Consider the following 11,480-nt stretch of genomic DNA (forward strand, 5'->3'; position numbering starts at 1 on the left):
CGGTGCTTGATGCTACCGAGCCCACCACGTAGCGCCGACCCGCTCTCGCTCAGCGTGAAACGGATCACCCATTCGAGCGAAGGTTGCGCGGCGGCCGTGTCGGACGTTCAGACGAGCGTGGTGGCGAACCAGGCCGGGTCGACGTGGCCCTCGGCGACGATGACCGCGGGCCCGGTCATCTCGATCTCGCCGTCGGGGCGCTCGGTGATCACCAGCCTGCCGCCGAGGACGTCCACGGTGTACGTGACCGGGGTCCCCGTCTCGGCGGGGTCGGTGCCGTCCCGCCGGGCCGCCGCGACGGCCACCGCGCACGCGCCGGTGCCGCACGAGCGGGTCTCGGCGGCGCCGCGCTCGTGGACGCGCATGGCCAGGTGCCGGGGGCCTCGGTCGGCGGCGAACTCGATGTTGACCCCGTCCGGGTAGACCGCGGCGGGGGTGTACGGCGGCTCGGCGTACAGGTCCCCGGCGTGGCCGAGGTCCTCGACGAAGGCCACCGCGTGCGGGTTGCCCATGTTCACGTTCCGCGCGGGCCAGCTGCGGGCGCCGACGGTGACGGTGACGCCGTCCTCGGGGAGCCGGGCGCGGCCCATGGACACGGTGACGTCGCCGTTCTTGGCGAGGTGGACGCGCTTGACGCCGCCCCGGGTGGCGACGGCCAGGTCGCCGGCGGTGACGTGTCCGGCGTGCTGGAGGTACCGGGCGAAGACGCGGACCCCGTTGCCGCACATCTCGGCGACCGAGCCGTCGGCGTTGCGGTAGTCCATGAACCACTCGGCGTCGTCGGCCATGTGCCGCGCCTCGGGGTGGGCGGCGGACCGGACCACGTGCAGCACGCCGTCGCCGCCGATGCCGGCCCTGCGGTCGCACAGGCGGGCCACGACGGCGGCGGGCAGGCCGACGGCGTTCTCCGGGTCGGGCACGATCACGAAGTCGTTCTCGGTGCCGTGCCCCTTGAGGAAGGCGATGGGCGCGCTGTTCCTGGATTCGGTGGTCACGCGGTCAATCGTACGGGCGGGCGGTGACAACCGGCCGGTCGGTCCGGGCCGCACCGGGGTTCAGCGCAGGCGGGCGACGCGCCAGACGGCGAGGACGACCGGGACGGCGACGCCGACCACGTACAGGGCGATGACGCGCCAGTCGGGGCGCTCGCCGGAGCCGCGGGCGGGCAGACCGGGCCAGGTGTAGCCGACGCGGCGGGCGGCCATCATGCCCCAGCCGGCGGCGCAGCCGCAGAGCAGCAGGCCGAGCATCGCGAGGACCGCGCCGCCGTCGCCCGAGCCGAAGGCGAGCGGGAAGCCGAACATCAGTGAGCCGATCACGGCGAGGCCGACGATGGGGGCGAGCTGCCAGATGCGCAGCTTGCGCTGCGGGCGCAGCTCGACCTCGACCTCGTCGGGGGCGATCTCCGGGGTCCCGTCCTCGTTGAGGTCGGGACCGTCCGGGCTCAGGCCCGGTGCGTCACTGGCCACCTGCGTGTTGTCCGGTGCTTCCTGGTCTTCTCTGTCGCGAGGGCCGGCCTCCATCGCCACGCGCCCTCCCCACTCGGATTCCACTGGTCGATCGATGCTCGATGATGGCACGCCCCCGACCGCCGCGATGACGGGCAGGGCGTCCCGATGCCATCACGTGATCAGGCTGTAACCGCTCGTTCGACCAACGTCAGCGCCAGATCGGGAAGTTCCGCGCGGTGGGCGGCGGCGCCGCTCAGCCAGTGGACGCGCGGGTCGCGGCGGAACCAGGAGTCCTGGCGGCGCGCGAAGCGCTTGGTGGCGCGCACGGTCTCGGCGCGCGCCTCCTCCTCGGTGCACTCCCCCGCGAGCGCGGCGAGCACCTGCTGGTAGCCCAGCGCGCGGGCGGCGGTACGGCCCTCGCGCAGCCCCCGGGACTCCAGGGACCGCACCTCGTCGACGAGCCCGGCCTCCCACATCCGGTCCACGCGCGTGGTGATCCGTTCGTCGAGTTCGGGGCGTTCGACGTCGACGCCGATCTGGACGGTGTCGTACACCGAGTCGTGACCGGGGAGGTTGGCGGTGAAGGGCCTGCCGGTGATCTCGATGACCTCCAGGGCCCGGACGATCCGGCGGCCGTTGCTGGGCAGGATGGCGCGGGCGGCCTCGGGGTCGGCGGCGGCGAGCCGGGCGTGCAGGACGCCGGAGCCGCGCTCGTCGAGCTCGGCCTCCAGGCGGGCGCGGACGGCCGGGTCGGTACCGGGGAACTCCAGGGCGTCGATCGCGCCGCGTACGTACAGCCCGGAGCCGCCGACGAGGACGGGGGTGCGGCCGGCGGCGAGCAGCCGGTCGATCTCCGCGCGGGCCAGGCGCTGGTACTCGGCGACGCTGGCGGCCTCGGTGACGTCCCAGATGTCGAGGAGGTGGTGCGGGACTCCCCCGCGCTCCCCGGGCGTCAGTTTGGCGGTGCCGATGTCCATCCCCCGGTACAACTGCATGGAGTCGGCGTTGACGACCTCGCCGCCCAGCTGCTGGGCGAGGTGGACGCCCAGATCGGACTTTCCGGCCGCCGTGGGGCCGACGACGGCGATGACCCGCGGGGCGGGAGTTGCGCTTCTCACCGTCCCAGTCTCGCAAACCTGAGCACCCGCCCCCGAACGAGTGACGTGACGGCACGACATCGGGGTCGTTGCCTGTTGCGAGGTTCCGACCGCCGGTTTACGGACCGGCTCCACCGGGCGACGCAATGGGACGCTCCGGACGGCGCGGAATTTCGCCCACACGAGGACGCTTTGGAGTAGATATGGGCGTGTTTTCACGGTTTCGCAGGAAGAAGTCCGAGGCCCCGGTAGAGGAGCCGGCTGCGGCCGCCACTCTGGCGGAGGAGCCCCAGGACGCGGAGCCGGAGGCGTCGGAGCCGGAAGCGGTGACGCCGTCGGAGTCGGCCGAGACTACGGGACGACCGGAGGAGGCGGCGGCCGCCGAGGCCGTGGACATTCCGAAGCAGCAGTCGGCCGAGGAGGCGGCGGACAACGAGGCCGGCGAGAGCGCCCGTAGTTGAGGTCCCGTACGACGGCTGTTCCGGGGGAAGGTGCCCCATGGGCGGGCCAGGCGAGACTTTACGGACACGACCTGGGCCGGATCGCCCACAAGGACGACGGCGGTACGCCGCCGCCACCGGCCCCGCCGGCCTCCTGACCTCGTTCCAGCCGGCCACGGCACGACGGACGGCCGCGAAGCACGATGCCCGTGCTTCGCGGCCGTCCGTCTTGCGTCGGGGTCCCGCATCAGGGGTCGGTCCGGCCGGCCACCCGCTACGACCAGACGGCGACGAAGTAGCCGACGCCGTAGGGGACGCCCTCGTACAGCAGACGCCCCTCCAGGCCCGCGCGGCCCGCGTCCCCGGCCGCGCCCGCGAGGACCTGCCAGGGCGCCCGCCCGGCCGCCTTCAGCTCGTGCGCGAGATGCTCGTCCAGCGCCGCCAGGGCGTCCGTGTCGGCCGCGCCCAGGGCCCGGGCGGCCCCCTCGTCGAAGGCGGCGGCGCGGTCGTCGAGGTAGCCCGGCGCCTTGAGGGTGCGGCAGGCGCTGCCGTCGCCCAGCACGAGGAGGGCGAGCCGGTCGCCCTCGGCCGCCAGCTCGCGGCCCGCACCGGCGCAGCGCCCGGCCGGGAGCCGCTCGCCCACCGCGAGGCCCTCGACCGGGGCGTCCGCCCATCCGGCACGCCCCAGGAGCCAGGCGCCCACGGCGAGCGACGCGGGCAGCGGCCGGCCGCCGCCGGGCCCCTCGCCCAGCCGCACGTCCAGGTCCACGCCGAAGCCCCGGAAGTCCCCCGCGCTCCCCGCCGGGTACCGTTCCGGCTCCTCCCCCGCGCCGGGGCCGATCACGACCAGTCGGTCGGGCCGGGAGGCGGCGAGCACCGCGAGCGCGTCGGAGCACGCCGTGCGCGCCCCGTCCAGCTCGGGCGCGGCCCCGGCGGCGACGTCGGGGACGAGGAGCGGCGGACAGGGGCAGACGGCGGCGGCGACAAGCATGATCCGCAGCGTATCCGGTGGGACGAGCGGCAAGGCCCAGCGCCCGCAGACCGCTCGCATGCGGTGCGGTGCGGTGCGGGGGTCGGCGGGAGGCGCCGCCCCCGGAGCGGGGCCGGCCGCCGGGCAAGGCCGACCCCCGTACGGACGCACGACGGCAGGGGGTGCAGGCGTCCGGGCGCAGCGTCCGCAGAAAGGCCACCCCCGCGACAGCTGTCCGGGCCGGCCCCGTACCGCGGCCGGAGCACCGCCCGCCGGGTCAGCCGACCGTGCAGCCGCCCGTGACCGGGGGGAGGGGGGCCGGGGCGCCGATCTGGGGCAGGCCGAGCATGACGCCGGCGGGCTTGGCCGCCTGCGCGGCGTTGCGCTTCTCCCAGGCGTCGCCCGCGCGGGTGCGGCGTACCGCGGCCGTCGGGCCCTCGGCGAGGAGGTGGTGCGGGGCCGCGTAGGTGATCTCGACGGTCACCACGTCGCCGGGGCGCACCTCCTGCTCCGGCTTGGTGAAGTGGACCAGGCGGTTGTCGGGGGCGCGGCCGGAGAGGCGGTGGGTGGCGCCGTCCTTGCGGCCCTCGCCCTCCGCGACCATGACGTCGAGGGTGCGGCCGACCTGCTTCTTGTTCTCCTCCCAGGAGATCTCCTCCTGGAGGGCGACCAGGCGCATGTAGCGGTCCTGGACGACCTCCTTGGGGATCTGCCCGTCCATGGTCGCCGCGGGCGTGCCGGGCCGCTTGGAGTACTGGAAGGTGAAGGCCTGCGCGAAGCGCGCCTCGCGCACCACGTGCATGGTCTGCTCGAAGTCCTCCTCCGTCTCACCGGGGAAGCCCACGATGATGTCGGTGGAGATGGCGGCGTGCGGGATGGCGTCGCGGACCTTGCCGATGATGCCGAGGAAGCGGTCCTGGCGGTAGGAGCGGCGCATCGCCTTCAGGACGGTGTCCGAGCCGGACTGGAGCGGCATGTGGAGCTGCGGCATCACGTTGGGCGTCTCGGCCATCGCGGCGATGACGTCGTCCGTGAAGTCGCGCGGGTGGGGGGAGGTGAAGCGGACGCGCTCCAGGCCCTCGATCTTCCCGCAGGCGCGCAGCAGCTTGCTGAAGGCCTCGCGGTCGCCGATGTCGGAGCCGTAGGCGTTGACGTTCTGGCCGAGGAGGGTGATCTCGGAGACGCCCTCGGCGACCAGGGCCTCGATCTCGGCGAGGATGTCGCCGGGGCGGCGGTCCTTCTCCTTGCCGCGCAGCGCCGGGACGATGCAGAAGGTGCAGGTGTTGTTGCAGCCGACGGAGATCGAGACCCAGGCGGCGTAGGCGGACTCGCGCCGGGTCGGCAGCGTGGAGGGGAAGGCCTCCAGCGACTCGGCGATCTCGACCTGCGCCTCTTCCTGGACGCGGGCGCGCTCCAGGAGCACCGGCAGCTTGCCGATGTTGTGCGTACCGAAGACGACGTCGACCCACGGCGCCTTCGTGACGATGGTGTCGCGGTCCTTCTGGGCCAGGCAGCCGCCCACGGCGATCTGCATGCCGGGGCGCTTGGTCTTCATGGGGGCGAGGCGGCCGAGGTTGCCGTACAGCTTGTTGTCGGCGTTCTCGCGGACCGCGCAGGTGTTGAAGACCACGACGTCGGCGTCGCCGTCGGCGCCCTCGGGGGCGCGGACGTATCCGGCGTCCTCCAGTAGGCCGGACAGGCGCTCGGAGTCGTGAACGTTCATCTGGCACCCGTAGGTGCGTACCTCGTACGTCTTCAAACCGTCCACTACTCCGCCAGCCACGTCGTTACCGCTCACCCGTCAAGGGTAAGGGGTCAGGCCGGCCCGCCCTGCTGGATACGGGCGGCGAGGCCGTCGAGGAGGAGGGCGAGGCCCGTCTCGAAGCCGCGGTCGTCGAGGCCCGGCAGGCCGGACGGTTCGGCGGCGGCCTCCTCCAGGGCGGCGGCGAGGGAGGGGTGGGCGGGGCGGTAGCCGTCCGGGGTCCGCGTGAAACCGGCGGTGAAGGTCTCCAGGGCCGAGCCGAGGACCAGGTAGTCGAGGGCGGCGGCGACCTCGGCCGCCCCGGCGGGGGTGCAGCCGGCCCGGACGAGGGCGGCGATGAGCGCGTCGTAGCCGCGCAGGGCCTTGTCGGCCTCGACGCGGCGCCGGGCCACCAGGGCGATCATGTGCGGGTGGCGCAGGTAGACGCGCCGGTAGCCGCGGGCGTACGTGGCGATGCCCTCGCGCCACCGCGGGTCGTCGAGCGGGCCGAGGTCGATGTCCTCGTTGATGCGCTCCAGCGCCGCGTCCAGCAGGTCGTCCTTGGACGCCACGTGGTGGTAGAGCGACGCGCCGCGCACGCCCAGGCGCTGGGCGAGCGCCCGCATGGTCAGGGCCTGAGGGCCCAGCTCCTCAAGGAGTTCCAGGGCGGTGCGCGCGATGCTCTCGCGGCTCAGCAGTGGCTGGCTCGGTCGGCCCATCGCGGTGCTCCCCCTCGTTCCGGCGCCAGGTTACCGGGCGGGAGGGGTTCCCATTCGGCCAGTGGCGCGTTACGTTCCCCGCACCCGATACCTAACAACGTTAGATTTAGCGCCACGAGGTGACCATGACCCAGCCGTACGACAGCGACGCCGACGCCGCCCGCCTGGGCGAGCTCGGCTACCGGCAGGAGCTGCGCCGCAGCCTCGGCGTTCTGGGGAACGTCTCCATGGGCTTCGCCGTGGTCTCGCCGGTGGTGGCCCTCTACGCGGTGGCCATGGTCGGCACGACGGTCGCGGGACCCGCCTGGATCTGGGCGCTGCCGGTGGTGCTGGCCGGCCAGTGCCTGGTCGTGAACGTGTACGCCGAGCTGGCGTCCCAGTGGCCGCTGGCGGGCGGCCCGTACCAGTGGGGCCGCCGTCTGCTGGGGCCGGCCTTCGGCTGGATGGGCGGCTGGGTGTGGCAGTTCGCCGTGATGTTCGGCAACACGACCGTCGCCTACCTGGCCTCCCCCTGGGTCTTCGCGCTCTTCGGGATCACGCCCTCGCCCGGCGCCATGGTGGCGGTCGCCGTCGGCATCCTGCTGAGCTGCATGCTGGTCAACGCGTACGGCATCCGTGTCCTGAGCCTGATCGTGTCCCTGGGCATCGGCGCCGAGGCCGTCGCCTCCGTCCTGGTCGGCTTCTCCCTGCTGCTCTTCTTCCGCGACCACGACTTCGTCCTGTTCACGGACACCATGGGCGCCGAAGCCCTGTCGGGCGGGTCGACCGCACTGGCCTTCCTCGCCGCCGTGGCCGTCGCCGGGTGGGCGTTCATCGGGTTCGACGCCTGCGTCTCGACGGCCGAGGAGACCAGGGACGCGGGGCGGCAGGTGCCGCGCGCCATGTGGTGGGCGCTGCTGAGCGTCGGTGTCGTCGTGATCCTGAACGCGATGGCGGTCGCCCTCGCGCACCCCGCCCCCGAGCGGGTCGTCCTGGGCGAGGACGCCGACCCGGTGACGACCGCCGTGGTGCACTCCTTCGGCTCGTGGTCGGACAAGCCCTTCGTGGCGGTCGTCCTCGTCGGGTTCCTGGCCTGCGCCATGGCGTCCCAGGGCGGCGCGGCGCGCGGGCTGTACTCGCTCGCCCGGGACGGCGTCTTCCCCTTCTCACGTCACGTCCGCAAGGTGAACGGGCGCCGGGCGCCGATCGGGGGCCTGGTCGCCTCCACGCTGGTCAGCGGGACGGCCCTGCTGCTCGGCCTGGACGCCACCGCGATAGGCAGCCTGATCGCCTTCGGTACGGCGGCGACCTTCCTGCCGTTCTTCCTGACCGCGCTGGCCGCCCTGGTCGCCCGCCTGCGCGGCACCTGGGTCCCGTCCGGCCACGTCCGGCAGGGGCGCAAGGGTACGTTCCTCAACGCGCTGGCCGTGCTGTGGACCGGCTTCGAGGTCGTCAACGTCTGCTGGCCACGGGCCATCCTCGCCCCGCCGAGCGCGCCCTGGTACCAGGTGTGGGCCGGGCTCATCGGCACCGCCGTGATCGTCCTGGCCGGGCTGGCCTACCTGGTGGTCCGGCGCCCGCAGGACAGGATCGGCGCCCATGGAGGCGACCTCCACGCCCACGGGACCGAGGAGGGCCGTCCCGCCGTCACGGCCGCCGGCCCGGCCGCCGGGGCCGACGCGCCCTGACGCCGTACGACGCGGGTGGCCACGCCGTACGACGCGGGTGGCCGCCTCCGGTCACCGCCCGGTGGCGCGGACGGTGGCCAGCAGCGGGGCCGACGGCTGGAGCAGCAGGGCCGCCCGGGGCGTCACCGGCGTGGGCGGCAGGTCGAGGCGGAAGCGCTGCGCGAGCGTGGCGAGGACCAGGACGGCCTCCACCTGGGCGAAGCGGGCCCCGAGGCAGGTGCGCTGACCGCCGCCGAAGGGGTACCAGGCGTGGTCGGGTACGGGGTCGGGGCTGTCGCCGTCCCAGCGTTCCGGGCGGAATTCGGTGGACCGCGGGAACCAGCGCGGGTCGCGGTGGGTGGTCCACGGGCTGCACCAGACGACGGTCCCGGCCGGGAGGCGCGTACCGCCGAGGGTGGCGCCCTCGCGGGCGACACCGGCGAGCAGCCAGGCGGGCGGGTAGAGCCGCAGGGCCTCCTTGACGATCTGCTGGGTCCAGGTGAGGCGGTCGTGGTCGTCGATGGTGGGCGGCCGCCCGCCCAGGACGCGGTCGAGTTCGGTTTCGAGGCGGTCCCGTGCGGAGGGCGACGCCGACAGCAGGTGCCACGTCCAGGTGAGGGCGGTCGACGTCGTCTCGTGACCGGCCGCCCACAGGGTGACCGCCTCGTCGCGCACCTCCCGGGGCGACAGCGGGCGGCCCTGCTCGTCGCGGGCGGCGAGGAGCCGGCTCAGCAGGTCGTCACGGCCCGCCTCGGCCCCGCCGCCCTGGGGGCGGCCCTCCCGCAGGCGTGCGCGGATCAGCCGGTGCACCTCGGCGTCGATCGTGGACACGGCCGCCCGCAGCCGTTGCCGCGCCGGGGTGGTGACCCAGCCGGGCAGGAAGAGGCTCATGCCGCGCAGCTCGGCGCCGATGACCTGCTCGGCGACGTTCATCGCGTCGGCGAGCGCCCGTGTCCGGTCACCGAGGTCGTTGCCGAAGAGGCAGCGGAGCACCACGCGCTGGGTGATCAGTGCCATCTGGTGGCGCACGTCGACGCGGTCCCCGTCCCGCCACCCGTCGGCGGCGGAGCGGGCGCAGTCGACCATGGTGGCGGCGTACGCCCTGACCTGGCGCGGCCGGACGGTCGGCTGCACGAGCGAGCGCTTGCGGCGCCAGTCCTCGCCCTTGCTCATGATCACGCTCTGGCCGACGACCCGCTTGAACGCCCAGCCGATGTCGAGGATGTCGTACGCCCGCTCCCGCGCGCCCAGCAGCTCGGCGATGTGCTCCGGGTGGGACAGGAACAGGCTCGGGCGGGGGCCGAGCGACCAGCGGACGGCGTCCCCGAACTCGTCCCGCAGCCGGGTCAGGAACGCCAGCGGGTCCCTGCCGAATTCGGGGAGGTTGCCCAGCACGGGCAGGCCACGCGGCCCGGGCACGGGGGTCAGGGGAACGCTGCACGTGGTCACGGGGGCTCCAGCGGTCGTCTCGCGGCGGCACTCTCGGCACTCTCAAGAGCACTCTCGGCACCCCTAACGCGGCGGGGGAACGGGAGGTCGCGACGGGCCGCCGCCGATCGGGTTCCCGGACGCCGGCCGGGGCCGGGCCGTCGCGGCCGTCCGGGCGCCGGCCCCCGTCCGGGCACCGGCCGCGGTGGGTCCGGTGCCCGAACCGTTGTCCGCCGGGCCTGGTCAGCACCGGGAGTGAGCTGGCAGGATCGCGCCATGCTCCAGGCCCTGTCCCGTATCGGCCGCCGCCGCGCCCTTCAGGCGTGGGCGGTGGGTCTCGCGGTGCTCGGCCTGCTCCTGTGGTGGCTGGTTCCCGCCGGTGACCCGTCGCCGCGCGGGAAGGTCACTTTCAGCACCGGCGTACCGACCGGGGTGTACCAGCGCTACGGCGAGCTGCTGGAGGAGGCGCTGGGGCGGCAGGTGCCGGACGTCGCCATACAGCTGCTCGACAGCGAGGGTTCCCGGCAGAACCTGGAGCGGCTCGCGTCCGGGGAGGCGGACTTCACGATCGCCACGGCCGACGCGGTGGCCACGTACATCCGGGACAGCCGGCCCGGTGCGTACGACCTGCGCGGCTGCGCCCGGCTGTACGACGACTACGTGCAGCTGATCGTGCCCAGGGGCTCCAAGGTGCGGTCGACCGGTGACCTGCGGGGCCTGCGGGTCGGCGTGGGACAGGAGGGGTCGGGCGTACGGCTGATCGCCAACCGGCTGCTCCAGGCCGCCAAGGTCGACCCCGAGACGGGGATCGAGCCCGTGTCGGCGGGGATCGACACGATGCCGACCCTGCTGGAGCAGGGGAAGCTGGACGCGTTCTTCTGGTCGGGCGGGCTGCCCACCAGCGCCGTGCAGAAGCTCTCGGAGCGCTTCCCGATCCGGCTCGTCCCGCTCCAGGACGACCTGGTCAACCGGGTGCACGAGGGCGGTGGCAGCGGCCGCTACTACCGCTCGGCGGTCATCCCCGCCGACGCGTACGCCCTCTCCCAGGAGGGCCGGCCGGTCGACACGGTGGCCGTGGCCAACCTGCTCGTCACCACCGACCGTACGGACCCGGCGCTGGCGGAGGCCTTCACCCGCACGGTGATCCAGAGCCGCGACCGGATCGGCCGCGAGGTGCACCCCGCCCAGCTGGTCGACCTCCGCACGGCCGTCTACACCGACCCGCTGCCCCTGCACGAGGGCGCGCGGCGCTACTACCGGTCGGTCAAGCCCTGAGCGGCGGGACGGGACGCGGAGGGGCTCACGGACTCCGTCGCACGGAATTCTGAATTCCGTCGGCTTGAAATGATCGATGGCGCTCCGGGCTTTTCTGCTGGCCTTTCCTCCTGGACCGGATGTAGACGCCATCGAAGAATCGGGGGCGGGAATCCGAAATCCGGCCCATCAGTCCTAGGGGGAACGACGTGCTTCGTCGCGTTCTGGCCGCATCGGCCGCCACTGTCTGCGTCATGGGAATCGGCACGGTCCAGGCGGCCGCCACGACCGCGCCGCCGCAGAACACGTCCATCGAGGAGGAGTGCGAGAAGAACGCCGGTAAGCCGTTCAACGGCTTCCGGCAGGAGTACGACTACCGGACCGAAGCCCGCATGGGCATGGTGTGGAATTACTGCCGGCCGGAAAAGGACATGTTCGGGTACGCGGAGGTGACCAAGCAGGGTAGGGCCTCCGAGGTGTGGTTCGAGCGCGCCACGGAGGGCCCCAACCCGGCCACCTGGACCGGCCCGCACAGCAAGAAGGCGGCTGTCGGGTGGGTCGCGCACACCGAGACCACCAAGTACGGCGACTACTGGTGGCGCGCGTGTGCCGACATCACCAGCAAGGCCGGTGCCAAGGTGAGGGAGTGCAGCAACTGGTACCAGCCGAGCACCATGTTCACGCCGGTGCCCCGGTGACCTTTACGGACCGGCCCGTGAACACCGCGCTCCGGC

At 73.6% G+C, this 11,480-nt stretch carries 11 protein-coding genes; 4 read left to right on the plus strand and 7 right to left on the minus strand.

The window, feature by feature from the left end:
• Window positions 1–107: 107 nt before the first annotated feature.
• The 3 genes from dapF to miaA form a co-directional block, all read right to left on the minus strand.
• Window positions 108–995, minus strand: a complete 888-nt coding sequence (gene dapF / locus EIZ62_RS07510) for a diaminopimelate epimerase (RefSeq protein WP_167536352.1) — start codon at window positions 993–995, stop codon at window positions 108–110.
• A gap of 60 nt (window positions 996–1,055) precedes the next feature.
• Window positions 1,056–1,523 carry a hypothetical protein gene (locus EIZ62_RS07515; RefSeq protein WP_156696267.1) on the minus strand — a complete coding sequence of 156 codons (468 nt, stop codon included), beginning with the start codon at window positions 1,521–1,523 and terminating at the stop codon, window positions 1,056–1,058.
• Between the two features lie 107 nt (window positions 1,524–1,630).
• Window positions 1,631–2,569, minus strand: a complete 939-nt coding sequence (gene miaA / locus EIZ62_RS07520; RefSeq protein WP_156691939.1) for a tRNA (adenosine(37)-N6)-dimethylallyltransferase MiaA — start codon at window positions 2,567–2,569, stop codon at window positions 1,631–1,633.
• A 182-nt stretch (window positions 2,570–2,751) separates the two neighbouring features.
• Here miaA and EIZ62_RS07525 point away from each other — a divergent pair, with 182 nt between their 5' ends.
• Window positions 2,752–3,009, plus strand: a complete 258-nt coding sequence (locus tag EIZ62_RS07525) for a hypothetical protein (RefSeq protein ID WP_156691940.1) — start codon at window positions 2,752–2,754, stop codon at window positions 3,007–3,009.
• Between the two features lie 253 nt (window positions 3,010–3,262).
• Here EIZ62_RS07525 and EIZ62_RS07530 read toward each other — a convergent pair whose 3' ends face one another.
• From EIZ62_RS07530 to EIZ62_RS07540, 3 genes are all read right to left on the minus strand, one after another.
• Entirely contained in the window at window positions 3,263–3,979 is a 717-nt protein-coding gene (locus EIZ62_RS07530) for a class III extradiol dioxygenase subunit B-like domain-containing protein (protein WP_156691941.1), read from the minus strand.
• Between the two features lie 256 nt (window positions 3,980–4,235).
• A complete protein-coding gene (gene miaB, locus EIZ62_RS07535) occupies window positions 4,236–5,726 on the minus strand; it encodes a tRNA (N6-isopentenyl adenosine(37)-C2)-methylthiotransferase MiaB (RefSeq protein ID WP_208828170.1) in 1,491 nt (496 codons plus the stop codon).
• A 47-nt stretch (window positions 5,727–5,773) separates the two neighbouring features.
• A complete protein-coding gene (locus tag EIZ62_RS07540) occupies window positions 5,774–6,418 on the minus strand; it encodes a TetR/AcrR family transcriptional regulator (RefSeq protein ID WP_156691942.1) in 645 nt (214 codons plus the stop codon).
• A gap of 125 nt (window positions 6,419–6,543) precedes the next feature.
• On the opposite strand from EIZ62_RS07540, the gene EIZ62_RS07545 reads away from it, so the two are divergent.
• Window positions 6,544–8,085 (plus strand): APC family permease, encoded by a 1,542-nt coding sequence (locus EIZ62_RS07545; protein WP_156691943.1) that lies wholly within the window; start codon window positions 6,544–6,546, stop codon window positions 8,083–8,085.
• A gap of 51 nt (window positions 8,086–8,136) precedes the next feature.
• On the opposite strand, the gene EIZ62_RS07550 is transcribed toward EIZ62_RS07545, so the two are convergent.
• Window positions 8,137–9,513 carry a cytochrome P450 gene (locus tag EIZ62_RS07550; protein ID WP_156691944.1) on the minus strand — a complete coding sequence of 459 codons (1,377 nt, stop codon included), beginning with the start codon at window positions 9,511–9,513 and terminating at the stop codon, window positions 8,137–8,139.
• Window positions 9,514–9,768: 255 nt separating this feature from the next.
• On the opposite strand from EIZ62_RS07550, the gene EIZ62_RS07555 reads away from it, so the two are divergent.
• Window positions 9,769–10,767 carry a TAXI family TRAP transporter solute-binding subunit gene (locus EIZ62_RS07555; protein ID WP_156691945.1) on the plus strand — a complete coding sequence of 333 codons (999 nt, stop codon included), beginning with the start codon at window positions 9,769–9,771 and terminating at the stop codon, window positions 10,765–10,767.
• A 233-nt stretch (window positions 10,768–11,000) separates the two neighbouring features.
• The gene (locus EIZ62_RS07560; protein ID WP_156691946.1) at window positions 11,001–11,444 is read left to right on the plus strand and encodes a hypothetical protein; all 444 of its coding nucleotides are present in this window, start codon (window positions 11,001–11,003) and stop codon (window positions 11,442–11,444) included.
• The last annotated feature ends 36 nt before the right edge of the window (window positions 11,445–11,480 follow it).

The sequence above is a fragment of the Streptomyces ficellus genome, from assembly GCF_009739905.1.
Taxonomy (GTDB): Bacteria; Actinomycetota; Actinomycetes; order Streptomycetales; family Streptomycetaceae; genus Streptomyces; species Streptomyces ficellus_A.